A 26,901-nucleotide genomic window follows, 5' to 3' on the forward strand; every position below is an offset into this window, starting at 1 on the left:
TTTTTAAGTTTCCTCAGGGAAGCGTTTGTAAAGAATCCCGGTTCATGTTTAGGAGGATGCTTTTCGGGTAGTCCTCTTTCTTTTTATTATTTAAAGCAAAATCATTTCTAAATATAAGATTCTGTTAAACCTCCCGTCGTTCCGGCCGAATTTTGATAATTTAAAAGGAATAAAATCTTCAAAAAATGTCACAACTCAACGTCACCCAAAAATTAATCAAAGAACATTTGTTAAAAGGGGAAATGACCCCGGGTAAAGAAATTGGTATAAAGATCGACCAGGCCTTATTGCAGGATGCCACCGGTACTTTGGTGCAGCTGGAACTAGAAGCCATGGGGCTGGAAAGAGCCAAAACCGAAGTTGCTGTTCAATATGTAGATCATAACCTGTTGCAAACAGATTTTAAAAATGCCGATGATCATGCATTTCTACTTTCAGCTTCACAGCGGTTTGGAATTTGGTACAGCCGGCCCGGAAACGGAGTAAGTCACCCGGTACACATGGAACGCTTCGGGAAACCGGGGAAAACCATGGTGGGGTCCGACAGTCATACTCCGGCAGCGGGTTCTCTCGGAATGCTTGCTATTGGTACCGGAGGTCTGGATGTAGCAGCAGCTATTGCAGGACAACCTTACTTTGTGAAAATGCCACAGGTAATGGGAGTGAAGCTCACCGGAAAAATGCCCGACTGGGTGAGTGCCAAAGATGTGATCCTCGAAATGCTAAGGCGTTATGACGTTAAGGGAGGAGTTGGAAAAGTAATCGAATACTACGGGCCCGGTCTGGCGGAATTAAGCGCTATGGATAGACATGTGATCGCTAACATGGGAGCAGAACTGGGGGCCACAACTACAGTTTTCCCGAGTGATGAAATGACAAGAAAATTCCTTAGAAGTCAGGATAGAGAAGAGGACTGGATCGAACTGGTAGCCGATGAAGGTTGTACGTACGATCTTGAGGATGAGATTGTCCTTGATGATCTTATTCCTCTTATTGCCAAGCCCACCAGCCCCGGTAATGTTGTACCGGTGAGAGAGGTAGAGGGCATGGAGATAGGGCAGGTGGTCATAGGATCATCTGCGAATCCCGGGGTAAGGGATTTTTGGATCGCAGGAGCCATAGTAGATGGTAAAGCCACAAGGGAGGAAGTTTCTTTTGATATTAACCCCACTTCACGACAAGTGATCCAAAATTTAATCGCCAATAAAGGTTTTGAAAAGCTGATCGCTGCAGGAGCCCGTTTCCACCAGTCGGGCTGTATGGGCTGTATTGGAATGGGGCAGGCACCGGCTTCGGACACCATTAGTTTAAGAACAATGCCGCGGAATTTCCCAAGCCGTTCGGGTACAGAGGATGACCAGGTTTATCTTTGCAGTCCCGAAACAGCAGCGGCTTCTGCCCTCACCGGAAAAATTACAGATCCGCGGGATCTGGAAAAACTTTACGGCATGAGCTATCCGAAGTATGAGTATCCTGAAAAAGAACTAATCAACACGATGATGCTGGTAGCACCGCCTGAAGACGGTTCCAATGTTGATGTTAAACTTAAAAAAGGACCGAACATAAAATCTCTTCCTTATATCGAACCACTGCGTGAAGCCTGTGATGTTCCTGTTTTACTCAAGATGGGAGACAATGTTTCTACAGATGAGATCCTGAGGGCAGGAGCAGAGGTTTTGCCGTTTAGAAGTAATTTACCCGAGATTAGTAAATTCTCGTACTCGGTCATTGATGATACATTCTATGACAGGGCCCAAAAAGCCAAAGAAAGTCATGGAGGACATATAGTTGTAGCAAAGGATAACTACGCCCAGGGATCGAGCCGGGAACATGCCGCTCTTGCACCGAAATATCTTGGACAGATCGCCGTGATTGCTAATTCTTACGCAAGAATTGCCTGGCAGAACCTCGTGAATTTCGGGATCCTGCCTTTAGAATTCATAGATATTGCAGATTATGACAAAATAGAGCAGGGGGATGAAGTTAGTCTGATGAATTTACGGGAGGACGTGAAAAACCGTAACAATATCCGGGTGGTGATTAGAAAGAGTAATGGTGAAAGGACCGAGATCGAGACGAAGCACAGCATGAGCGACAGGCAAATCCAGGTGCTTCTAAAAGGTGGAATTATCAATGAATTTAAAGAGCAACTAAAGAACCGGGAAGTAGGTGCTGTTAAAGAGAACACGGTGACCGACAATGAAAGGAAGCAGGTGAAATGATCCTTTGAGAATAAAGATTTTATAAACCCCGGATACTGTTTCGGGGTTTTTAATTCTGGGGTTCCACCTTTTTGATTGTCGGCAACAAACCTATGCCTTCAGAGAAATTAGCTACAGCATCCAGAACTTTCTTTTGTGTTTGCGGGAAGCCTATGATCTCGATAATATTTTGATCTTTGTTTCCGGAGAAGTGCAGGCTTAAGAATTTTTCCGGTCTTCCTGAAGCTTTAGCGAGAAGTTCGGGATCAAGGCCTTGAGAAGTGGTGGCAAAAAAGGCATTATCCGGGCCTGTTTTTCTGAGTATATAGTATAATTCTTTCTTGGCCTTTAGATCCTCAGCAATGGCTTCAATAATAAGGTCTGCGTTTCCGGTGGCTTCTTCAATTTCCATTGAGTAGGCAATATTGGCCAGGGCAGCTTCGGTATCTTCCGGGGAGGCATTAAAATGCTTTTGATAATAACCACAAAATTCTCTGAATTTCGTTCGGGCCTCCTCAAGCAATCCGTAATCCTGATCGTATACAGTTACATCTACCTTATTATAGGCAATGTGGAAGGCAATCCTTGCACCAAAACTACCTGTCCCTAAAACGGTTACTTTATTAATGGCCATATATTGATTATCTACCTTAAGGTCCTAAATAATTCTTTTTAAGCTTGTCAAGGGAATGCTAATTGTATTTATTTTCAGACTGCTTTAACTCAAATTGGAAATCGGAAGCAGTCATGGAGTTATGGATAAAGATTTTTGAAATTAGCAGCAGACAAAATTCTAAACTTTTGTAAATTAATAGGTTAAAAAGAAATATTATGAAAAAGCAAATGTATTTATTCCTTTTAATTCTTTCTGTAGTTCTGATCTCCTGCGGAAGTGCTAACAGAGGGAGTGGAAGTTCCGGAGATTATGCTGCGATGTTGGAAAGAGTTCAGGACCTGGAATTTCAGATTGAAAATCAATGGGCAAATCCGGTGAAGTATAATAGAGTAAACCTGATGGGAAACCCAAACTATATTATATTTAAACAGGATAGTGTGGATCTTTTTTTGCCATTTTTCGGAGAAAGACAATTCGGCGGTGGATATGGAAGCCAGGGAGCTATTGAGTACGAAGGCCCGCTGCGAGATCTGAGAATTGAAGAGCGGCAAGATAAGGAGCGGATCAATGTTTATTTCCAGGGAAAAAAAGACAGCGAGATTCTGGACTTTCAAATTACTGTATTTCCTAATGGCAATACCAGTACTACTGTAACATCTTCACAACGGGACCAGATCAGCTATCTTGGAAAGGTCAAAAAATAGATTTAAAATGGCCGAATTGAAAACAAAGGCAACTAATGCAGTGTTGATGACTTTCTGAACTCGTTAGAGAATGAGCAAAAGAAAAAAGATTATTTCACACTCGTTCAATTGATGCAGGATGTCACTGGAAACCCCGCAAGATTGTGAGGAGAAAGCATTGTAGGTTTTGGAAGTTACCATTATAAATATAAAAGCGGCCGTGAGGGGGATTGGTTTTTAACGGGATTTTCTCCCCGAAAACAAAATCTTAGTATTTATATCACGGCCGGCTTTTATAATTGTAAGGACCTTTTGATGGAACTGGGAAAGCACAAAAAATCTTCATCCTGTTTGTATATTAATAAAATGGAGGATATTAATCACAAAGTTCTAAGAGAGGTGATCCAAAGATCATTATATGACACACTAAATAGATATTCAAAAGAGTAGGTAGTTCTCTAAATATTCTATTTTACATAATATAAATTATAGTTCAAACTAAGATAATGTCATCACTGGACCGGTTCGATCTTTTTTGTATGGATTTCCATTTGCCAACAGTACGGCCAACTTCTCTGTGTTCACCTTCGCCAGCCCATGACCAAGAATCGGATCCTTTCATTAAATTCTTCAGCCTAAAAAAAATGAATAACAATTATTCTATTACACCATATAGGAAAAAATGCTCTTGCTAAAATATCTTCCCGGTTCCAGATCCTATTATCTAAAAAACGCTTAATTTATCATCCTAACCAATAAACTAATACTAATGAAACTAAGGTTCATTAAAATGTCTTCTTTACTAGTGTTTTCTGTTATTACAGGAATAAATGGCGTTCATTCGCAGGAATTGGAAGGTTCCTGGGAAGGAAAACTGAATGTTCAGGGGACTGAATTACTCCTGATCTTTGATATTAAAAAAGAGAATGATTCTCTTACAGGAACTCTGGACAGTCCACTGCAGGGTGCATTTGGTTTGCCTCTTGATGAAGTAAAACTGGCAGATGATCAGGTTACGCTCTCCTATTCGAAAATCGGTGCCACTTTTACCGGAACACTCCAGGACGAAACCATCACCGGTACCTTTAAACAATCGGGACAGGAATTTCCATTGGTACTTCAAAAAGTGGAGAAAACTGTTCCGGGAGATCAGTCTCTACCTTCTTCCGACAAAGAACTTAAACAGCTGGCTGCATACGACCAGGGAAATTATAAGTATGAGGTCGAAGATTATTTCGCCAAACCTAAAGCAAGTTCCTTTCAGTTCTCCCCAGATGGGAAATACATGTCCTACAGGGAAAAAGATGAAAATGCGAAGAACCATGTATACGTAAAGAACCTTGAGACCGATCAAATTACACGGGCAATAACAGAGAAGGACGAATTGGTACGGGGCTATGGCTGGGCAAATGAGAACAGGTTAATTTATGTTATGGACAAAGGAGGAAACTAAAATTATCATTTATATGCAGCAGATGTTGATGGTTCCAACACCAGGGATCTTACTCCTTTTGAAGGAGTTCAAACTCAGATCATCAACCTATTAAAGGATGACAAAAACCACGTGATAGTTTCCATGAACAAGGAAAATGCCCAGGTTTTTGAGCCTTACAAGGTGAACATTAAGACCGGTGAAATTGAGAAGCTTTTTAATAATGATGATGTTGCCAATCCTATCATGAGCTACCTTTTTGACAAGGATGGAACCCTGAGAGGTTTTGTACGCTTACGTGAGGGAGTCAATATGGACCTTTACTACAATAAGGATCCAAAGACCCGGAACTTCGAAGTGATCCAACAAAACAACTGGAAAGACACCTTCAATCCTACTCTAAATTATCAAACAGATTATCCACATGATGCTTATGTAGTATCAAATCTGGAAACTGATAAGAACACTGTTTATCTGTACGACCTGAAGGAAAATAAGGTAATCGATAAATTGTTTTCCAATGACAATTATGACATTTCCGGAATTTCCCTGTCGCGTAACCGAAACTACGAACTGGACTATTACACTTTTGAGGGAGAAAAACGGGAAATCGTTCCTGTTAGCGACTACTACAAAAAGCTCCATAACAGGATCACTGCAAAATTTCCGGATAAGCAATACACAATAGCCGATCATACCGATGACGAAAGTAAATATCTGATCTTCCTTCAAAGCGATAAATTGTACGGGGAATATTGGTCCTATGACGTCAAGGCCGATAAATTCGAATTGTTATACAATCTGATGCCCCAGCTTAAAGCAGAAGATATGGCCGAAATGAGGCCTATTACTTTCAAGAGCCGGGATGGAATAACCATACATGGTTACATTACGCTTCCAAAAGCCGCTCTGGAAGGTGAAAAAGTACCCGTTATTGTCAATCCGCATGGTGGTCCGCAGGGAATTAGAGATTCCTGGGGCTTTAATCCCGAGGCTCAACTGTTTGCCAGCCGTGGCTATGCTACTTTACAGGTGAATTTCAGGATTTCCGGAGGTTACGGTCGTGAGTTCCTGGAATCAGGATTCAAGCAAATAGGAAGAAAGGCCATGGACGATGTTGAAGATGGTTTGAAATACGTGATTGACCAGGGTTGGGTTGATCCCGATAAAGCTGCTATTTATGGGGGTAGCCATGGAGGCTATGCTGTGTTGAGAGGGCTTACCAAAACACCCGATCTTTATGCTGCGGGTGTAGATTATGTTGGGGTATCGAATTTATACACATTTATGGAGACCATTCCGCCTTACTGGAAACCTTACGAGAAGATTTTAAGGGAAATCTGGTATGACGAAAACATTCCTGAAGAAAAAGCTATTATGGATGAAGTATCCCCTGTATTTCATATAGATAAAATTAAAAAGCCATTGTTCGTGGTACAGGGTGCCAACGATCCGCGGGTGAATATCGATGAATCTGACCAGATTGTAAGAGCTTTACGGGAAAAAGGTGTGGATGTACCCTATATGGTAAAATATGATGAAGGACATGGCTTCGGAAAGGAAGAAAACCGAATTGAATTATATGAAGCTATGATGGGCTTTTATGCCAAACATCTAAAAGATGAGGAATTGAAACCAGCTTTCAGAGATTAGGAAATATATTTATTGATAATAAAATTCCCTCCCAAAATGCCTTTTTTTTGAGAGGGTATTTTCTTTTATAGCTATCCCCTCCCCTTTCATTCATTTATAGAAAATTAAGCCCTGTTATTAAGTATTTCTCTAACGATCTTGAGATGATGTTCTGTATGGATCACCAGAAATTTTGGAGTTTCATCTCTTCTAATATGACCAAAAAAAGGATGCTCAAAAAAGGCATTTTTGGGAAGCTTTGATATCCCGGTAAGTTTTCGCTTTGCCTTGGTGATTTGTTCCTGTAATTCTTCTGCGGAAATATTATCTTCCGGAATAACCTTTTTTGGAGCCCTGGCTTTTCCTCTTGGAATCCTGCCGGTTAAATAAACCAGCTCCTTCTTCCAGCTGAATTTCTTCCGGTATTGAGCAGGATCTGATATGTCAAGTCCTTTGAGGATTGAAAGGATAACCTTAAGGTTATGAGCCAGATGCCATCCTACGGGGACACTGGATACAGCAGAATTTATTGTAGTTAAATTATCGGTATAACCTTCCATTTCGATTAATTGGTCGTGTAGTTCCCGGGATGTCATTAAATGTGTAATAATTTTTTACAAGATAGTATTAATCCTGATATAGCGAACCCGCAACTATTAGTTGCGGGTTCAGTCAAACAACTTCTTTAAATTATTAAACCATCTCCTTTTTTCTCGTTAGTTCATCCTGAATATTAGCCGGAACAGGTTGATATCCGCTAAAGCTGGTGCTAAATGTGGCTCTTCCTTTTGTAAGGGAACGAAGATCGGTTGAAAACCCGAATAGTTCAGATTCGGGCGCAATACATTTCAGAATCTGATAATTATCTGCGCTTTCGATCCCCTGTATAATTGAGCGCCGGCTTTGGAGTTCGGTCATAACGTTCCCCACCATATCTTCAGGGACTCTAACCGTAAGATCAAGAGCAGGCTCCAGCAGTTTTGGATCTGCATTAAGAAATGCCTTTTTAAACGCGTGTGCACCGGCGATTTTGAAAGAAATATCATTAGAGTCTACAGAATGCATTTTACCGTCATAGATCATCGCTCTTACATCACGTATATACGAACCGGTTAAAGGTCCTTTTTCCATGACCTCAAGAATTCCTTTCATTACTGAGGGCAGATAACGCTGATCTATTACCCCTCCAACAATACAGTTATAAAAAACGAGCTTTCCTCCCCATGGCAGGTTGAGTTCCTCTTTTCCTCTGATGTTAAAGCCTTCAGGTTCTGGTATTCCTTCCTCCCAGGGTTCGATCTTCATATGGACTTCAGCAAATTGACCCGAACCTCCCGATTGTTTTTTATGCCGGTAACTGGAATCTGAAGAGCGTTGAATGGTTTCTCTAAAAGAAATTCTTGGCTTTTCAAAATTTGCTTCAACTCCATAAATATTTCGTAGAAGCCAGTCTATGGTGGCCAGGTGAAGTTCACCCTGGCATGCCAGGATCAACTGCCTTGTTTCATTTGAGAAAGAAATTTCTACTGTAGGATCCTGGCTGTGGATTTTTTTTAAGGCATCAGTGAGTTTTTCTTCATCTTTGGTATTTACAGCCGTTACCGCTCTTCTTATTCTGGGTTGTGGATATTCGATAGGATCGATATTGACTTCTTCTCCCGAAGCCGTGAGTGTGTCATTTGTTTCGGTATGCTTTAATTTCAAAGTAGCTCCTATATCACCCACAACCAACTTTGAAATAGGATTTCTATCTTTTCCATCCATAATGAAGAGCTGGTTGAAGACTTCTGTTTCTCCATTCCTGGAATTTAAAAGCTTATCATTGACCTTCACCTCTCCTCTTTTAACTTTAAAGAAAGTTACCTGCCCTAAATTAGGCTGGTGAATTGTTTTAAAAACGAATAAAACAGGTGGTTCTTCAGGTTTTGGCATTACATCTTTTCCTTCTACACTTTTTTCCGGTTTGAGATCAACAGCTGCGGGAGCCACATTATCTATGAACCCCATTAGTCTTCCGCTTCCCATATCATTAAGAGCTGAAGTGCAGAAAACCGGGAACAGATCATAATTCAGCATCCCTGCCTTAATTCCTTTCCGCATTTCATCTTCATTCAGGCTGCCTTTCTCAAAATAAATCTCCATTAATTCCTCATCATTTTCGGCCGCTTTTTCCACAAGTTCATTATGTAATTTATCTGCTGTTGCTTGGTGTTTTTCAGGAACAGGAAATTTTTGTGGCTTTCCTCCTTCCGGAGAAAATTTGTACATTTTCATTTTAAGCACATCAATAATGCACTGAGCACCATCTACTATAAGTGGGTACTGAATTTTAACCGCATTATTACCCACCAGGCTTTTAATACTATTAAAACTGGTTTCAAAATTAAGCCCGGGATGATCGATCTGATTAATTACAAATACTGTAGGTTTTTGATATTCTCTTATGTAATTCCAGATGATCTCTGTTCCTGCTTCCACTCCATACTGTCCATTGAGAACAGTAACAATGGTATCGGCTACTCTTATTGACGAAATGATCTCACCAATATAATCATCCAGTCCCGGAGTGTCAATAATGTTGATCTTATAATTCCGCCACTCGGTGTGCAGGGGTGTTGCAAAAACTGAATTTCCTTTTTCATGTTCAATTTCATGATAATCTGAAATTGTATTTTTAGCTTCTACAGAACCGCGCCTGTTAATTAATCCGGCTTCAAATAACATGGTTTCTGCCAGGGTAGTCTTTCCGCTGTTGTGAGCGCCAACAAAGACCACATTTTTGATGTGTTTGTCATCGTAAATTTTCATCACGTAAAGGTTTTAAAGGATCAAGATGGAAAGAGAAGATTCCGGAAATATGTACAGAGAAGTAAAAAAAAGTAGCCATGTGTTCCGGAGTTAATATCAAGAATTAACACTTATAAATTTAATATTTTATGGCTTCTGTTTTTCTTAATAAATAGTATTTTTTGCCTTTTACTGATGAATATCATATGAAAGTTTCTTTTCCAATTTTGATTTCTTGTTAGATAAGGCCCAAACAACTTTGCAATAAAACATATTTATAATTCTTTTAATTGGAATTTGTTGTTGTCCGGGAAAAGAACCAGGATCGCTCCGCTTCTAGAATCAAAAGCCAGGACTTGTTTTTAGGTATTTGATTCTTAGAAGCATAGGATTGATCTATTTTATTAAAATGGGGGTAAATCATCAAGATTCACCCCCCCTATAGCTTAAGAAACAACTTCAAATTTATCGTGCTCGAAGCTTTTCCTGATATCCAGTTATTTTTAATCGGACAACAATGAATTGAATTATCAAGTTCCCGTTGGTATTAACAGGAAAGGCAAAAAAAAATCCGGTACTTTCTGCACCGGATTTTTGACACATTAATGTTTTTCATTATTCGGTAACGGTGATAGACACCATAACAGGATTGCCTTCACCATCGAAAACAGGCAGGTCGAGACCATTGTCTCCCCCGTCGAATTCATATTCTCCCGCGACTCCTGTGTCTGAGTGTAGCATGATCCATAACATATCACCTACATTCACTTCGGCGGAATCATTGAAAGTTATAGTAACATCATCGTGATTTCCGGCGGTAAGGACCTCAGAAATTCCCACTACTTCTCCCGGAGCACCATCGTTATTTGCATGTACAACTATCCATCCGGCCTCTGCCAGAACTACATTATCTACAGTAATTGTACCGTCAACTACAGCCTGGTCTCCAACGCTGACAGTATTCATTTCTCCTGAAGAGTCGATATTAAGAGTAAAAGATTCGGCTACGGGAACTGTTCCACTCCTAACGGGGGAATCTGTTCCTGTAATACCATTCCAATCAAATTCTCCATCTTCATCACTGTCTACGTGTAGAGCAGCCCAAAGAACTTCTCCACTGGTTAATGCACTTTCATCCAGTTCTACAGTAACATCTTCATGGCTGCCGGCCTCAACATGGGTATGGCCTAAAACCTCGGTTCCAAGTACCCCGGCGTTATCTTTATAGATAACCAGCCATCCGTCATTACTCATCTCCACATTACTTACAGTGACCATTCCATTCATTAGGGTCTGGTCCTCCACTACAATACTACCCGTAGGCTCAATTACCGGAGGGGCTCCCCCATCATCATCATCACTACAGGCTGTAAATAAGCCGATTGTAGCCAGAAATAATACTACTAAATAATTCTTTTGTTTAATCATAACAACATTTTTATAGGTTTCGAGGTACTAGATATTAATTTTGATTTGAAAAAGCAGTTAAATCATTGCTAATTAGCATGTTAAAGCTTTTTTTTAAGAGCCTCTTCAGTTTAAATTAAGAGACTGTGTGTAATATAATTCTTTGGAACTTTTATTTTTACGGGCTTTTATAGTAACGACTGGTCTGTTTTACAGTCTTATCCTTATCTAAAAACTTGTTATGAAAAAAATATTTTATTTAGTTGTTCTTAGCTTTAGTATTTATTCCTGCAAGGCTCCACAAGGAACAGGTACACAAACACAACCTATCATTGCAACTCTCGATCTTGTGAATGTGCAGGACGATAAAATATTAGTTACTGTGGATCCCGGAGTGATCACTTCAGAAGAAATTATTTTCTACATTCCTAAAACCGTTCCCGGCACCTACTCTACTGCCAATTATGGAAAATTTTCTGAAGGGATCAAAGCTTTTGACTATAAGGGTAAGGAAGTTCCTGTTACTCCGATTGATGATAACAGCTGGCGGATTCCCAATGCTACAAAGCTTGATAAGGTGAGCTATTTAATGAATGATACCTTTGATGTAAAAGGAGAAGGAGGCATTTACTCAATGGCCGGAACAAATATCAAGGCAGGAGAAAACTACATGCTCAACCTTCACGGATTTGTCGGATATTTTCAGAATATGACGGAGGAGCCTTACCGCCTGGAGATCATCAGGTCACCCGGACTATATCCGGGAAGTGCTCTCACCGTAAACGAGTCCATAGAAGAGTCTCCGGAAAGCATACGCGATATCTTCAGCCTTAACAGGTATTTTGAGGTCACAGACAATCCTATTATGTACGCGGCACCCGATACTGCCAGTTTTAAAATAGAAAATATGGATGTGCTGCTTCACGTCTATTCTCCGGGGAATATCTATAGTGCTACCGATTTTAAACCATCTATGGAAAAAATGATAAGCGCCCAAAAGAGATTTTTAGGGAAAATAGATGAAACCGATAAATATGCAATTCTTCTATACCTCTCGGCCACTCCCGGAGAAGGGGACGCAGGAAATTTCGGGGCTTTGGAACATCACACTTCTACTGTGGTTGTAATGCCTGAAAGTATGGGGAAAGAAGCTTTGGAGTCATCTCTCACCGACATAGTTTCTCACGAATTCTTTCATATCCTTACTCCGTTAGGAGTTCATTCAAAAGAAGTTCATTATTTTGATTATAATGATCCAAAAATGTCTCAACACCTATGGCTGTACGAGGGAGTGACCGAGTATTTTGCCAATCTTTTTCAGGTTAATCAGGGCTTGATCACCAAACAACAATTTTATGACAGGATGAATGAAAAGATCACTTCTGCAAAAATGTTTGACGATACTATTTCCTTTACCCAAATGAGTAAAAATATCCTTGAAGAGCAGTATCAGGATAGCTATTACAATGTTTATTTAAAAGGAGCACTTATTGGAATGGCACTGGATATTGAATTAAGAGATGTTAGTAATGGCAAAACAGGTCTCCTGGATCTAATGAAAAAACTAACCGACAGGTATGGTAAGGACAAACCTTTTGAAGATGATGAGTTGTTTGGAATAATCACCGGGCTGACGCACCCCGAAATTGGAGAGTTTCTGGAAACTCATGTAAGCGGGACTACACCTATTCCATACACCGAATACTTTAATAAAGTAGGCCTGGAAATGCGGGAGGGAGAAATACCGGTAGATTATTTTCTCAAGGACCAATCCACTCCTTATATTGCTGTAAACGCTGCGGGGGATATTCTGCTTAGAGATGATATCCCGCTTAGTACGTTCTTTACCTCCATGGATTTAAAAGGTGGGGATATTATAAAAAGTATAAACGGCAAAACCTACAATGTCCAAAATGTCTATGATCTGATTTCCGATTCGGTGGAATGGACTGTCGGTGACGACATCACAATAGTGGTGGAAAGGAATGGAAAGGAAAAGCAGGTTAAATCAAAAGTGATCGAACCAATGGCAAAAGGCCTGCGGCTTGTAGAGATGATGAATGCAGACGGAGAACAGATGGAACTTCGACACAGCTGGCTGAAATCCTGAAACGAAAGCTTATAAAATAAAAAAGCCGGCAAAATTGCCGGCTTTTTTACTGAATTTTCCTGATTACACTAGAGTTTTTTTACTCTTACTGCGTTCATACCTTTCTGACCTCTTTCGAGTTCAAAGGTAACTTTATCATTTTCATCAATTTCGTCTATAAGTCCACTTACGTGAACGAAATATTTTTCCTGGGTTTTACTGTCCAATATAAATCCAAAACCTTTGGAATGATCAAAAAAGGATACTTTTCCTTCTTTGCTAAAGTCTACTTCTTCGTCTGAATCCTCTTTCTTAGGAATTCCTATTTCAATACTTTCGGCGTCAACTTCAATCTTACGGGAAGGATCTGGAGGAGTATCTGTAAGATTTCCATACTCGTCTACATAAGCGAATTCTGAAGCAGTTTCTCCACTTGCTTTTCTTTCCTCCTTTTTCTTCTTCTTTTCCTCACGCTTTTTTAAGCGTTTCTTTTCTTTTTCAGTTTTGTTGTACGTCTGTTGTGATTTGGCCATTCGGTCTCTACTTGTGATTTTAAATGAATATAAAAAAAATAGCTGAAGTTCTAAAAAATAAATTGGAAAAAGATCGGCGAAGAAGATTTACCTAAAATTATTCAGACCTGCAGTAAGACACAAAGTTATGATTTCTTTTTGTCTTTTAAGCATACGTGTATGACCTAAAATTTTGAGATGATAAATGTCAGTTACTACTAAGAAATGCTTTTCGATTTCATTCCTGGATGGCATAGGCATCAAGTGGCTCTTCAAAAGCAATGAAAAGAACACAGGGGCCTGAATCACCGCAGCGTGCAGAATGTGGCTTTTTAGCAGGCCCAAAGACATATGATCCTGTTTTGAGCTGTCGTGGCTCCTCCCCTTCATAGGTTACTTCCATATCTCCTGCAATCAGGATCATCCTTTCAGCAGAAGTATGGCCGTGATTCGCAATTTCTGAATTGGCCGGGACCTTGAATAAAATATCTACATTCTTTTTAGCCGGATCTCCTCTAAGAACTGCTATTTCACATCCATCTGGCATAAATTCGGGACAAGGTCCCCATTGCAGATCTTTGTCATTCATGGTTCGAACGACTGAATTTGCTTCATCCTGAGCAACAATTCCGACAGTGAAGAATAACCACACACCTGTGAGGAGGATCCTTAATAATTTCCTGTTTTTCATATTATTAGAGTATTAATTAAATAAAATTAAAGTCTGAAAAAAGGGGAATTATTTTCTTTTTGAACATCAATTATAACATGATCTTCAATGAGTTACCTTCCTAAAGGTACGTTTAAATCTAATTGGTCAGCCAAATTATTTACTTTTTTACCGGTACGAGATAAACCGGGATCTTTGTCTTTTCAAGAATTTTTTCTGCCACAGTACCAAGTAAGAGTTTTTCCAGGACAGAATGGCTGTGAGTACCCATTACCAGAACATTTGCACCCCACTCTTCACCATAGCTCATAATACTTTTTACCGTATCTCCCTCTGCCAGGTAAGTTTGAACTTTTTCATCTCCGAGATGTTGTTTGGCCTTTTCCATAAATTCTTCAGCTATGTTACGCATCTCCAATGCCACATCCAAATCGGGACCCATTCCGGTATAGCCGTCATATCCCATAAAGGTAGGATATTGGGCTCCATAAAAGCCTACGTCGTCCATTACATGTATAAGACAAATTTCAGCATTTAAACTCTGTGCGAGTTCATATCCGGCATCCGTAACTTTTTCAGAAACCGGATGATAATCTATAGCGATTAGAACTTTTTTCATAATAGGTTTTAAATAAAATTACAAAAAATGGATCAGTATTACCAGATCAATTTCCGGATAAACTATTCCATATTGATCAATTTGAGATCAAGAACTTTCAGGTGAATATTATTTAAGATGTTATAAAACAATAAAATAGCATAATTATTAAGGCTATTTTATCACCTGAAATTTCCTTTATTCGTACCTTTAAAGGACTCAATAAAAATTTGCGCCTTATGAAAACTACAAGAGAAGCTGCCCGGGAAGAAAACCATAAAGATATAACTCACAGCCTGCAGGACTTACTGGAAAAGAATTATGAAACCGAGAAAATTTATAGAACAGCCAGTGATCGTGCAGAAAATACTTCTTTAAAAGATTTTTTTAAAAAGCAGGCTGTGAGTAAAAATCATTTCGCAACAGAAATTGACAAACAACTGCATGCCCTTAATGAACGACCAAAAGAGCCGGACTCTACTATGGGAGGTGTTAAAAAAACATGGATCAACCTCAAAACTTCTATGGGAAAAAACGCAGACGAAGTACTTCTGAAAGAGTGTCTTAGTGGGGAAAAAAATAGTGCAGAGGAATATGAAGATGAATTGAAAAAAGTCAATTTTCCTGCAAATATTGATGAGATGTTGAATAGCCATCTGGCCGAAATCCGTTCAACCATTACCCAAATAAGATCCTTAGAAGACCTGTTGTAAACTGGTATTTAATTATGTGTGGAGCTCGGTTTGGGAAGCCCTAAAAACAATTCAGATAGTTGTGGGGGTTTCCGAACCTTGAAAAAATACCGTGGAGTTCTAATTTTTCTTTGTCTGTTATATACTGTTCTTAAGTATTGTTATGATTTTCTTTTTTTCCTGTTAAACCTTTGTTTTTCCTGCTGTTCAAATTTATATTGAATGGAAAGAAATATTGTAAATGGGAAAAAAAGAACTGAAAAGAAGTCTTGGATTCTGGGACGTGCTGATGTTTGGTGTAGGCGGAATCGTAGGAGCCGGGATATATGCTATTATAGGAAAAGCTGCAGGATTAAGTGGAAATATGCTGTGGCTGAGTTTTGTAATTGCTGCGGCAGTAGCTTTACTCTCCGGCTTATCTTATGCCGAATTCGTGAGCCGTTATCCGGACTCCGGTGGGAGCTTCGAATACATCAAACAGGGCTTAGGAAGAAAAACTGCTTTTTTCATGTCGATATTCATGGCCCTTACAGGAATAGTTGCTGCGGCAGCTATTGCCATAAGTTTTGCAGATTACCTGAGCCGGCTAATTGAAATCCCCTCCCGAATAGTTATCATTGCTGTAATTGCTTTGATGGCCTTCTTCAATATTATTGGGGCAAAATACAGCTCTTATTTTAACGCATTTGCAACTGTTGTAACCATAATAGGGCTGGGAGCCGTTATTGTGGTAAGTTTTCCTGAATTTGGCTCGACAGATCTGTTCAAAACCACAGACAGTGGATGGACAGGCATATTAGCAGGAGGAGCATTGATCTTCTTTAGTTACATAGGATTTGAAGACCTTGTGAAAATGGCCGAAGAAACAAAAAATCCGAAAGAGAATATGCCGAAAGCAGTAATGCTTAGCGGAATCACGGTGCTCGTAATATATCTTCTTATCGCCTTAAGTGCAGTTAATGTTATGGGTTGGGAAGAACTTGCAGATTCGAACGGTCCTCTTGCGGCAGTGATTGAAAAGCAGATAGGAACACTGGGAGCAACTGCTTTGGTTATCATTGCATTATTCGCTACCAGCAAAACCATCTTAAGTAATATTCTGGGCACTTCAAGACTGCTGTATGACGTAGCGAGAGATAGTGAAAAAAAATGGCTGAGAAAATTTACTACTATTTCCGGAATCGGGAACGCCCCTAATTATGCAATTCTGGCAATAAGTATTGTAGCGGTAGGATTTGGTTTAATAGGAGATCTGAAGATCGTGGCAAGCATCAGCAATATTTTCATATTTATTGTCTTCGGAATGGTAAATATCGCTTTACTGAATTTAAGATATAAAAAACGAAGGGAGAAAAATGAAAAACCTCCATTCTATATAAGGCTGAACATCAATAACATTCCTGTACCAACTGTTCTCGCCCTTATTACTATCCTTGTCCTCTTCGGCTTTAATATTTATAACCTATACCAGGGAAATATGTAACTATTGCTTAACAACTACAAGATTGGCTTTAGAGCCTGTCAACAAATTCCATTCTTTTCTGATCACTTCCCGACCCTGGTCGTCATAAACTCTGAGTTCGGCTGTATTGGGACCCGAAGTTCCCTGATTCAATGCCTCAAATTCTATGTTATTGAGGCCGCTGTCCAGGCGTACCATAATTGGAGTATAAGTTCCACCCAGCAACAAATTGGAATTCACTACGATCCCATTCACGATAACCCTTACCCTGTCGCCATCAATATATTCATGATCTCTACAGTAGAGTTCGACAAATACGCCGGTAGTTTTAAAATCTCCTAAATATTGATCTCTGCGGAAATCTTCCCTTACTTCTTTATCTTTTGTAAAAGCTTTAGGAGTAAAATCTTTTCCTTTAAAGGTCATGAGTCCATTTTGATCTGTTCTCATGCTAAAGGATTTTTCTTCCTTCTCTCCTAATTTTACAGGTTCACTTTCTGTACTAAAAATTCCTTTTTTGGAGCTAAGGCTGTGATTACCGCTAGTTTTAAGGTAAGAAGAAGATTCACTTCCGGTCTTAGGAGCCATGAGTTCTCCCGGGGCTTTTACCGGAGCTGTTGGATTATCAACCTGTTGCGCCCTGATTGAAAAGGCGCAAAGGCAAAACAATAAAAGCATTAGGTTCTTCATGGTATATTAATTCTTCAGCATTAAGATATCAAAAATTTAACCAAATTACATTTGAGCAAAAAATATCAGATTTTCCGTAGTAAATTTTAACTGCAATTTAACCGGTATTTATGGGGTAAATATAAGATAATCTGTAATTTAAAATAAAAAGAAAATTATGACAAAGAAAGAAGAACAACCTAAAAATGAAAGGTCTGATATGAAACGAGAGGAAAACCAAAAGTATAATTCCGATATTACTCCCGAAGATAAATCCACATTAAATAATCAAAGCCAGGATCAGGGAAAAGGAGACTATTTTAAAGAAAGAGAGGAACCCATAGATTACGCCGGGGCCGATCTTGATATTCCCGGAGAGGATGATCGAAAATTCAATCCAACTACAAACAAACCTCAGGACGTTGAAAAGCAAAGAAGACCTAAGGAATCGGCAAACTCCAACGATAACATAGAATCACAGACAGAGACAGTTTATAAGGGAGAAAAGGCAGAAAAATATAAAGATCCTTCAGAAAAAACCAGGGAAGACCGGGACAGAGAAAAGGATCAGAATAGAAAAAAAGAATAAGAACATTAGGCTTGTCTAAAAAGCAATTATGGATAGGAAATCCTGATAGAGATCTTTATGAGGACTTTGGACATGACTTTTTAGACAGGCCTTTTTTACAATTTTTCTTTGTATTGCATATGCCTGCTAATGTCAATTACATAGGATTTAATATTACTGATTATCATTTCCGATCCTTTCACAAATTTATAGATGTCACAGAAGCCAAAATGCTTTTTTTGGCCTAACCTGTTTCTACTGGTGACCACTCCTTCTACAATTCCAAAATGATTATTCACAATAATATTTTCCACCTCGATTTCCATTGAAGGCATTTCCTTCATCTGGTCAAGGACTTCCTGAAATTCACTTTTGCCTCCAATATTTTTTTCTCCGACAATTTCCCAGCAAATGTCATCTGTAATATGTTCCATCAAAAATTGATCGTTACCATTGGCATAGGCTTTTATCACTTCTCTTAAAAATTCTTCTTTTTCTTTCATCTCCCCTAGTTTTAAGTATAGGCTTCAGGACCGTATGTTTAATTTTAAAAATAAGAAATTAAAAGCACATTTTAGAGAGGTGCAGATAATTAAAAAAAATCGGAAATGTAATTTATAAGTACTGGAAATGCTTAAGAATGAGAGGCGGATACTTTGTCTTAAAATTTCTAACTTTACCGACTCATAACAGAGACAAAATTTATGCACGTTCATCATCTTCTTGAGAAAAATTCGGTAGCTAATGTTCTTATCTCTCAGCTAAGAAATGTTTCTATTCAAACTGACAGAATGCGGTTTAGAAGGAATATTGAGCGTCTGGGGGAGATCATGGCATATGAACTAAGCCAGAGTTTAAATTATACGTCAAAAGAAATTCGGACTCCTTTGGGAACAGCGGTAGTACCTGAAATTGATGAGGAACTGGTAATTTGTTCCATATTACGGGCAGGTCTTCCTTTGCACACCGGACTCCTGAATATCTTTGATGGGGCCGATAATTCATTTATTTCGGCTTACCGGCATCATCCTAATGACGACGAAGAATTTGAGATCCTTGTAGAATATCTTGCTTCTCCATCCCTTGAAAATAAGACGCTGATCCTGGCAGATCCCATGCTCGCTACCGGAAGGTCTTTTGCCAATGTATTAAAAGCTCTGGAAAATATGGGAACACCTAAGATAATTCATTTAGTCTCTGTCATAGGGGCCCGTGAGGGTATAGAATATCTTCAGGATATATTTCCTAAAAATTCTCACCTTTGGATTGCGGCAATAGATGAAGAGCTGGATGAAAGAGGCTATATAGTTCCCGGGCTCGGAGATGCGGGAGATCTTTGTTTTGGGCCAAAAGAACAGCACTAGAAGGGATAACCTATCGCAAAATTGAATACAGGATCTTTTATCCTGAAGTCCCATCGTTGCCCCTCTTCAAAATAGGGAGTATGGACGGGGACACCAAGATCAAACCTTATCACAAAACTCTGAATATCTATTCTCAATCCTGCTCCCACTCCAATGGCCACCTCATTTAAGAAATCCGATCCAAAAGTTCCGTCTTCTAATAGCCGTCGTTGCTGTTCGACCTGATCTGGTGTAAGATCGGTATTCTCAGTTGGTGCATAATTGCTTTCTGTATTCCAAACATTTCCCGCATCGGCGAAAACAGCTCCCTTTAAAAACTGGTAGATAGGAAATCTGTATTCAACGTTCGCCTCCAGTCTAATGTTCCCCATCCTGTCATAGTAGGGTATTCCTGCTTCTGTGTCAGGAGGTGTGTATGAACCGGGGCCTAATGAGCGAATTTGAAATGCCCTCACACTATAAGGCCCCCCGGAATAGAACTGGCGGCTAAATGGCATTACCTCCGAATTTCCATATGGAATTCCAATGCCCCCGTAGAGCCGGGTAGCAAGGACATGTTCCTGGGTAAACTTGAAATGGTAACGAAAATCTGTATCTACTTTGGCATATTGTGCGTATTCCAAACCAAGAAATTTTTCAGGTCTTTCCCCACTGCTTAACAATCCCAGAATGTTACCGGCCAGATCAAGATTGGCATTAACAAAGAACTGGTGCATATCCATCTCATCTATCATTTCATTGTAAAGGAATGAATACGTAAGACCAGCAATAAACTGTTGGTCAAAACTGCTTCTCAAAAATGGATTTGTATTAAGTATTTCCTCAAATTCGGGAGTAGTATTGCTAAGTTGGGTGTAGGTAACGGCAAATGGATTCAGCTCATGTGTAATAAATCGGTTTGCTTTCCAGATATACCCAAAACTGCCATTTACTGAAAAAAGGCTAAAAAGGTTACTGCGATTGAGATATTCAAAGCCCAGGCTAATTTTTGTTTTAGGAATAGAATATTTGAACCAGTCGCTTTTTATTTCGAAAATAGGGAAAAGCATTCTTGGAAAAATGAGATCTGAGTCTACACCAAGTATGATACTGGTTTGTCCCGTGTCATTTTCACTGGAAAGCTGTGTTTCATATCCTGCTTTAGCAGAGATGCTTAGAATCTCTCCTCCCTCAAAAAGATTCCTGTTTGTGTAGGTAATAGCAAGATGGGGGCCTGCGAAATTATTGGATTTGGTCACCGCCTGCAACTCTGCTCTTATAGCCCTTTTATTCATGGGAGAAAGAAATATATTGGCTTCAAGGTAACCCAGGCTATTAGTGCCAAGAGAATCTATTTCGTCATACCTAATATTTACAAACTTGTAGGTTCCCAAAGAAGTTAACCTGCGGCTGGTCTTTCCTGATTCCTGTGGATTATACAGCTCTCCTTCTTCGAGTAAAATAAAGGGATCAAGTTTTTCTGGTTCAAAAAATACTTCCTCCTGAATATAATTACGGTTATTAAATCTGGTAGTATCCCGGGCTACTGAATCTGTTCCCACCCTGTAATTAGGGTAGATATTGACATGTTTAATACGGTAGGGCTTTATTCCTGCTTCCGGAACTTCATCTTTTAGCCGGAGAAAAAGATCAAATTTCTTCCGGTCGTATTGATTTGTATCAGCTTCAAAAATGAGAAAATTGGGGCTAAAATTATAATAGCCTTTATTTTTAAGATGCCTGTCGATCCGTTCCCTTTCTGCTTTCATTTTAGCGAGATTAAAGGACTCATCCTCAGTCAGAAGAGTTTCGGAAAGACTCTCCTTTATTTCACGGTAGACTTCAAGTGTGTCGGAATCCATTTGATATTCTGCAAGTATGTATGGATCTGCAGGTAGAACTGCTCTATACTTTATACGGGCTGTTTTGTTCCCCTCGTTTTCTTCCACACTATGACTCACCCTGCTGTAGAAATATCCCCTGTTCTCGAGACGATTCTTTAACAGGTCTTCAGTTTGAAAAGGGTTTGCATCAGACAAATAAACCGGCTCCTGCCCGAGTCTTTTACCTAAAAACCGATTGATGAAACCGGGATTCTCCTGCTGCGCCTTGTAATGGAAATATAGTCCGATCCTGGCTCCCAGAATTTTTGTATTGGGATCTGGTTTTATGAGACTTTCCAACTGAGATTTTAGTGATTTCCGGTTCTCTATTTCTTCTTGAGATTCTAGTTCCAGATCGGCACCGGTGTATAGCAATTCATCTTCGGGAATATATTTTTTTACACTACAGGATTGAAGGAAAGTAAATCCGGTAATAAGGAGAAGCCATATGAGTTTTTTCTTCTGCATAAATTATTCTTCAGTTTGTTCCTCTTCTTCTCTTCCGTCTTTGTTAGTTATTTGATTCCAAAGTTCACGGAAGCGGTTAAATTCCTGGGTGTATATCAGCGCGAGCCCACTTATGATCAACTGGCCGTCAATGACATTTTCAAATGTATTTCGTCTGAATCCCTGTATTCTAAAGCGACCATCTTCGGTAATCAGGTATTCCAGGCTAACATTTCCTATCAATGGAGAACTCTCTTCTACTGAACTTTCTCCCTGTACATCTACTTCACTTCCCACACTTACGATTAACCTTTCATCCATAAAAGATCTTTGGGCGGTGATATCAAGTTGAGTCCGGTCCTGCGGACTGTCGCCCTGATAATCTGTATAGGAATTAAGACCGAAATTGAGATCTATTCCTGTTTCGCCCAATAAGCGATCAGAGAATATGTTAAGCTGGTCAGACAGGGCTTCATTGAGGTTATCCCTTGCAAAAGCAAGCGTACCTCCTTCTGTCCCGGGACTACCCGGCGAAGGGAAGAAACGGTTCAGTACCAGTAATGAAAAGACCTGCTTATTGAGTTCATTCTCCTGTTGGTTAATTTGCTGGACCCGGCCATAAACCTGACCGCTTAAAGAGCCCTGCTCATCTTCGGGCATGTCGAGACCAAAAGAAAGTCTTGGTGCAGAGATCTCCCCTCCTATCTTTAAGTAGACCAGGAAGTCCAGTTCCTGCCGGTATTGATTTCTAACATCCATGTCGGCACCGGTGATTTGAGGTGCCATCAATCCTGAAGCTGAAGCTTCAACTTCATAAACTGCAGTGATGTTAAGATCTGCATCCATTGGGTCTCCTGCCCAAACAACGGTACTGCCTTTCATGATATCAAACCTGCGGGTCACCAGGTTGTACAAACTCATCTCGTAATGCCCGTCATTGATCTCCACCCTACCAGTCATGGTCGTACGTCCATTTGGATAAATATCATAGAGTATATCCCCGTCACCTGATGCCTGGAAATGATCCCCTGTATTTTCATCCAGGACAATCCTGAAGGTTGCGCCCTCCTGCAAAGAGATATAGGAATTAAGGGCAAAGCCTGAAAAACCAAAAGATGCTTCCTCATCTGTCCGTCGGGTAAGGATCCTGTCCGGATTCTCCCGGTTTACAAAGATCACTACTCCCTCTCTTTCTTCTATTTCGAGATTAGCTTCAGGAATAACATACGTAAGGTTTGTCTCCTCAAGAACTTCCAGGTCAAGCTCGATTTGAGGCAGTTCCATGGTTCCTGTGACTGAACCGGTCGCGTCAAATACGGCTTTTCCGTAGAAGAGATCGAAATCCTCTTCAGAAGAATTGAGCGCCATAAAATTATTTGCTGTAAAACTGAGATCAAATTCAGGATTTAAAAGACTTTCGGTGAGTACTGAACCATTTATAGTAAAACTGTTGCCATTGACATCTCTTATTTCAAAGTTCTCCATGGAGACGGCGGCATTATCAATTTGAAGGGTTTCATTGGGTAGGGTAAATGGAGTATTTAATATGGCTACCGTAAATACAGCATCATTAAAAGTAAGGGATCCTTCGTAGGTTGGCTTCAGAGGATCTCCTGTTACGGTAAAGTTCCCCGAGTAGCTACCACTGGTGTTAGTTATCTCTCCCATTGAAAAACCTTCAATTAATTCCATATCTACCCGATTAAGAGCAATATCCATATCCAGGTTGCCGCCATCTGCATCAGCGATGTAGGATCCTGTAATATCGATATCTGAACTACCTTCTTTAATGGCGAGCTCGAAATTGTAATTATTAAATCCTGCAGAACGTGCATCAAGAGACAGCACACCCATGGGTACCTCAAGGACCGCGAATTCGTTTATAGTAAGATCTGCAACCAGACCGGTGGTACCAAAAGGCTCTTCAATTACAAAATTTCCATTCATATTGCCCGAGGCCAGGGTATTTTCAGGATTAAAATACGTGAACAAGGCAGCAAGATTGAAATTCTGGAATTCTATGCCAATATGCTCTTTTTGAACCTGTGCCATTTCGTTGCTCACCCTTAATTCCTGATTGTTTCTGGATAACCTGAAATCATTGAAAGTATAAGAGCTGTCTCCTATAAGGATCTCGTTATTTTGATCGATCTGCCATGGATTAGCGTTTAGAACCAGTTCCTCCGGATCAATATGAATCCTCACGATCTCATCATTTTTCGTAATGAGAGAACGAACATTCATTAAAGTATCCTCTTCATAACGCGAAAGAAATTCAAGCGCCAGCTCTTCATCGACCAGCCTTCCCTCCATATGGGTCTTTTTTATGGCAATGGGTCCCACATCCAGACTCTTTAGACCGAAATCGAAATATAATTCCTCGGGATTTGAATCTATATTGAATTTAAGACTGTCTATCTCACTTCCATAATAATTGATATACGGCAAGCTTACACTGCCTACGAGTGTTTTTTCCCTTTCTCTGAAATCCACCTGAACGTTTATAGTGTCAAAAGCTTCTAATTGTGGCAGGAAAACTTCTTCAAGGATTGGGGAAGGACTTACTTCTGCTCTCAGATCAATGTTGACAGGATTTGCCACTGTATCTGTAACATCTACGGTATTGTAATAACTTTCATAGTGCCGGTTTAATGCATTAATAAAGTCAGCAGGCCCCGCATTGGAGTTCAGTCGCAGGTCTAGCATTTGATTTTGTACAGCCAGGGATGTGGTATCTGGTCTTACATGAGCATTTATATCGACGTCCCCAAGCAGGTAAGACTCGTTGGCATAGACAAAAACACCCTCATTAACAGTTGCTGTGGCATCATAACTTTCTGCGTTGCCTTTAAAATTTCCTTTGATCTCCATGGCGGCGTTCACGGGATTAATAGAAAGTCCCAGTGCCTGCAGGTCGGCTCCTATTATGTTCAGGTTTAATGCAATTTCGGGAGCGATAGAATCTAGCTGCACAAAGCTCTCCAGTTCCATGTTCAGGTTCTGATCTTTATAATCAATATTGGCAAAGCCTTCTCCGTCTTCCATTTCGGCGTAAAGCCCAATGTCGTTAAACTTATAATTGTTGTATTCGAAGGTAGTCACTGTCCCCTCCACGATTGCATCCAGGGAATTAATGTCATCTCCACTTCCCGAAGCCTGCACGTCCAGACCTATATTTCCCAGGGCTTCATTTTGCAGCAGGTATCCCAGTTCCAGCTCTGTGACCTTGACATCGGCATTAAAAGCAATTCCCGGGGCACTTACAAAGCTTCCGTTGAGGCTGATCTTCCCTGCGGAAGAATTTAAAACCGCATCTGCCGAGATATCTTCTGGTGTCCCACTGAAGCTTCCGGCGAGATTCACCGTCTGCGGAAGTTTAATTCCCAGGTCTTCTTCTTTGACGAAGGCCCTAAGGTCTCCCCTTGTAGAATTCATTCGCACCTGTGGCAGATCAAATCTCAGGTTATCGGGGTCTGTGGCATTGTATATGGTTCCAGTTGCAGCTAAGGAAGTATTTCCTCCCCAGTTAATATTGGCCCGTTGAATATTGACTGCGGAAAGTTGTCCTCTGGCAGAAAGACTTCCGGAAAGGCCTTTTTTGGCAAGGGCAGCGAAGTACTCATCTTGTCTCAGATCCGGCTGAAATCGGTAAATCTCTGAAAGATCGAGATCAAACCGCGGCAGGTTAAGATCAACAGTGGCATTTTCCGGCTGATCCATGAAAGAATTGAGGGAATCGTAATCCACCAGAAGACTTCCTTCTATACTGTTCCCGTTTAACTGAAGAATAAGATCCTGAAGGCGCATCCTGTCTTCGGTTACAGAAAGCAGGAAATTTGTTCGTCTTAGGTTAAGGCCCGAAGCTTCGTGAAAATTAAGAGCTTCCACTTGAGCTTTCAGGGATTGGTTTGCCATGACGAAACTGGGTAATTGCAGGTTGAGGTCCTGTAATCCAACAGCCTCAGGATTAAAAGTCCCCGGAGTTGGCCTGCTGTCATTAACCCAGTACCTGAATTCATTATTCGACAGGTTAACATCTTTTGCTCTCACCGTCCATTCCGGCCACTGGAAAGGCTGACCTTCTCCGGAAGCAGCAATTGTATCCTGATTGGCTTCGGAAGCAGTTGTCATCTGTAAAAAGATCTTTGAATCATCAAGGTCCAGGCGGTCAACTGTAAGGGAAGTATTTTCAAGATCAGCTTCCGGAAGCTCCAGAAGTAGATCAGAAAGATTAACATCAGCCAGAATTCCGTCGGGAACAGATTCATATGTCCCCGCCACATTCCTGAGCTCTAGATTTTCAACAGAAAAAGCAGGCAGGGGAATTTCCTCTTCCTGTTGTGGCTCGGGAGCGGGTTTTGTTTGTGCATACCTAAAACGAGCATCTTCCAACAGGGCATCTCCGGCAGCAAACTTCATACTGTCCAGATTGAATTCCTGCATCTCCACATTCAGTTTTCCTAAGGTTACTTTTGTGTCTATACCTAAGTATCGATCATCATAAGTAAGCCGGAAATCTTCTATATTGATATCACCTAAGCTTATTTCCATTGAAGAAGCGGAAGTGTCTGCGGGAGTAGTCGTAGCAGTAGTATCTGTTGTAGCAAAGGCCTCTGCTAAAAAACTGAAATTAAATCCCTGAATAGTATCCTGTCTCTTAATGTTTGCGATTCCCCCCTGCCAGTCAAGATTATCGAGATGAAAACCGGTTCCTTTAATGAGGGGCCACAAAGGTATATCGGCTTCGAGCTGGCGGGTATATAATAAGGTATCACCTGCCTTGTCCTCCATATAAAGACCTTCTACACTTAAATTCCCACCAAAGGTGATGAACAGCCTGTCAACTTCTATGGTGGTATTGGTCTTATCGGTTATGTAGCTTACAAGCTTATCGACAATGATTCCCTGGCCCCAGGGACTGCGGATGAATAGTAGTAAAAGAAAAATAAAGATCACGATCCCGAGCAGGATCTTAAAAAACAGTTTCAGGCCGGAGCCTTTCTTCTTTTTTTCTTTCTTTTTATTTTCTTTTTTTTCCAAGAACTATCCTCTATGGTCTCTAATTTATCTTATTTAGGCGTAATCAGGAAATACCGGGAGGTAAATCCTTGTTAAACAACAGCTTCCAAAAATTACATTTTTGGAGGGTATTCTGATAACAGTTTTTTCATTGAAAAAGATAAAAATTTCCTTGCTGCCGACCATTTTAT

19 protein-coding genes and 1 pseudogene are annotated in these 26,901 nt (G+C 40.2%); 9 read left to right on the forward strand and 11 right to left on the reverse strand.

Annotated elements, in window-relative coordinates:
* The first annotated feature begins 185 nt into the window (after positions 1-185).
* On the forward strand, positions 186-2,222 hold the full coding sequence (locus G564_RS18295; protein WP_051205242.1) for an aconitate hydratase: 2,037 nt from the start codon (positions 186-188) through the stop codon (positions 2,220-2,222).
* A 49-nt stretch (positions 2,223-2,271) separates the two neighbouring features.
* Here G564_RS18295 and G564_RS18300 read toward each other — a convergent pair whose 3' ends face one another.
* Positions 2,272-2,835, reverse strand: coding sequence for a 3-hydroxyacyl-CoA dehydrogenase NAD-binding domain-containing protein (locus G564_RS18300; RefSeq protein ID WP_051205244.1), 564 nt, complete (start codon positions 2,833-2,835; stop codon positions 2,272-2,274).
* Between the two features lie 197 nt (positions 2,836-3,032).
* Between G564_RS18300 and G564_RS18305 the strand changes: the two genes are divergently transcribed.
* The 3 genes and pseudogenes from G564_RS18305 (at position 3,033) to G564_RS18310 (ending at position 6,585) form a co-directional block, all read left to right on the forward strand.
* A complete protein-coding gene (locus G564_RS18305; RefSeq protein WP_051205245.1) occupies positions 3,033-3,521 on the forward strand; it encodes a DUF4251 domain-containing protein in 489 nt (162 codons plus the stop codon).
* Positions 3,522-3,677: 156 nt separating this feature from the next.
* Positions 3,678-3,950, forward strand: a complete 273-nt coding sequence (locus tag G564_RS20065; RefSeq protein ID WP_245583646.1) for a DUF1801 domain-containing protein — start codon at positions 3,678-3,680, stop codon at positions 3,948-3,950.
* 340 nt (positions 3,951-4,290) lie between these two features.
* A pseudogene (locus tag G564_RS18310) lies at positions 4,291-6,585 on the forward strand (prolyl oligopeptidase family serine peptidase).
* A 104-nt stretch (positions 6,586-6,689) separates the two neighbouring features.
* On the opposite strand, the gene G564_RS18315 reads toward G564_RS18310, so the two are convergent.
* The 3 genes from G564_RS18315 to G564_RS0101545 all read right to left on the reverse strand — a co-directional run bounded on the left by G564_RS18315 (position 6,690) and on the right by G564_RS0101545 (position 10,779).
* Positions 6,690-7,160, reverse strand: a complete 471-nt coding sequence (locus G564_RS18315) for a DUF1569 domain-containing protein (protein WP_037373248.1) — start codon at positions 7,158-7,160, stop codon at positions 6,690-6,692.
* A 97-nt stretch (positions 7,161-7,257) separates the two neighbouring features.
* On the reverse strand, positions 7,258-9,372 hold the full coding sequence (locus G564_RS0101540; RefSeq protein ID WP_029036096.1) for an elongation factor G: 2,115 nt from the start codon (positions 9,370-9,372) through the stop codon (positions 7,258-7,260).
* A 594-nt stretch (positions 9,373-9,966) separates the two neighbouring features.
* Entirely contained in the window at positions 9,967-10,779 is an 813-nt protein-coding gene (locus G564_RS0101545; RefSeq protein ID WP_029036097.1) for a DUF7282 domain-containing protein, read from the reverse strand.
* Positions 10,780-10,999: 220 nt separating this feature from the next.
* On the opposite strand from G564_RS0101545, the gene G564_RS0101550 reads away from it, so the two are divergent.
* Complete coding sequence (locus tag G564_RS0101550) at positions 11,000-12,868, forward strand: M61 family metallopeptidase (protein WP_029036098.1); 1,869 nt, start codon at positions 11,000-11,002, stop codon at positions 12,866-12,868.
* Between the two features lie 68 nt (positions 12,869-12,936).
* On the opposite strand, the gene G564_RS0101555 is transcribed toward G564_RS0101550, so the two are convergent.
* The 3 genes from G564_RS0101555 to G564_RS0101565 form a co-directional block, all read right to left on the reverse strand.
* A complete protein-coding gene (locus tag G564_RS0101555) occupies positions 12,937-13,380 on the reverse strand; it encodes a cold-shock protein (protein ID WP_029036099.1) in 444 nt (147 codons plus the stop codon).
* Between the two features lie 217 nt (positions 13,381-13,597).
* On the reverse strand, positions 13,598-14,050 hold the full coding sequence (locus G564_RS0101560; RefSeq protein WP_037373250.1) for a cupin domain-containing protein: 453 nt from the start codon (positions 14,048-14,050) through the stop codon (positions 13,598-13,600).
* 139 nt (positions 14,051-14,189) lie between these two features.
* Positions 14,190-14,648 carry a universal stress protein gene (locus G564_RS0101565; RefSeq protein WP_029036101.1) on the reverse strand — a complete coding sequence of 153 codons (459 nt, stop codon included), beginning with the start codon at positions 14,646-14,648 and terminating at the stop codon, positions 14,190-14,192.
* A gap of 218 nt (positions 14,649-14,866) precedes the next feature.
* On the opposite strand from G564_RS0101565, the gene G564_RS0101570 reads away from it, so the two are divergent.
* Both G564_RS0101570 and G564_RS0101575 read left to right on the forward strand, forming a co-directional pair.
* Positions 14,867-15,340: a ferritin-like domain-containing protein gene (locus G564_RS0101570; RefSeq protein WP_029036102.1), complete on the forward strand. Its 474-nt coding sequence runs from the start codon at positions 14,867-14,869 to the stop codon at positions 15,338-15,340.
* 220 nt (positions 15,341-15,560) lie between these two features.
* Entirely contained in the window at positions 15,561-16,802 is a 1,242-nt protein-coding gene (locus tag G564_RS0101575; protein WP_029036103.1) for an APC family permease, read from the forward strand.
* Here the strand turns inward: G564_RS0101575 and G564_RS0101580 are convergent, their stop codons facing one another.
* Positions 16,803-17,471, reverse strand: coding sequence for a hypothetical protein (locus G564_RS0101580; RefSeq protein WP_029036104.1), 669 nt, complete (start codon positions 17,469-17,471; stop codon positions 16,803-16,805).
* A gap of 157 nt (positions 17,472-17,628) precedes the next feature.
* On the opposite strand from G564_RS0101580, the gene G564_RS19745 reads away from it, so the two are divergent.
* Complete coding sequence (locus G564_RS19745; protein ID WP_051205247.1) at positions 17,629-18,039, forward strand: hypothetical protein; 411 nt, start codon at positions 17,629-17,631, stop codon at positions 18,037-18,039.
* Positions 18,040-18,134: 95 nt separating this feature from the next.
* Here G564_RS19745 and G564_RS0101590 read toward each other — a convergent pair whose 3' ends face one another.
* The gene (locus tag G564_RS0101590) at positions 18,135-18,521 is read right to left on the reverse strand and encodes a nuclear transport factor 2 family protein (RefSeq protein ID WP_029036105.1); all 387 of its coding nucleotides are present in this window, start codon (positions 18,519-18,521) and stop codon (positions 18,135-18,137) included.
* 201 nt (positions 18,522-18,722) lie between these two features.
* Between G564_RS0101590 and upp the strand changes: the two genes are divergently transcribed.
* Positions 18,723-19,382: a uracil phosphoribosyltransferase gene (gene upp, locus G564_RS0101595; RefSeq protein WP_029036106.1), complete on the forward strand. Its 660-nt coding sequence runs from the start codon at positions 18,723-18,725 to the stop codon at positions 19,380-19,382.
* On the opposite strand, the gene tamL is transcribed toward upp, so the two are convergent.
* The gene (gene tamL / locus G564_RS0101600; RefSeq protein ID WP_029036107.1) at positions 19,379-21,712 is read right to left on the reverse strand and encodes a translocation and assembly module lipoprotein TamL; all 2,334 of its coding nucleotides are present in this window, start codon (positions 21,710-21,712) and stop codon (positions 19,379-19,381) included. The two genes, upp and tamL, sit on opposite strands and share 4 nt — an antisense overlap.
* A 3-nt stretch (positions 21,713-21,715) precedes the next feature.
* A complete protein-coding gene (locus tag G564_RS0101605) occupies positions 21,716-26,731 on the reverse strand; it encodes a translocation/assembly module TamB domain-containing protein (protein WP_029036108.1) in 5,016 nt (1,671 codons plus the stop codon).
* Positions 26,732-26,901: the final 170 nt, after the last annotated feature.

This window comes from Salinimicrobium xinjiangense DSM 19287, from assembly GCF_000423585.1.
GTDB classification, from domain to species: domain Bacteria; phylum Bacteroidota; class Bacteroidia; order Flavobacteriales; family Flavobacteriaceae; genus Salinimicrobium; species Salinimicrobium xinjiangense.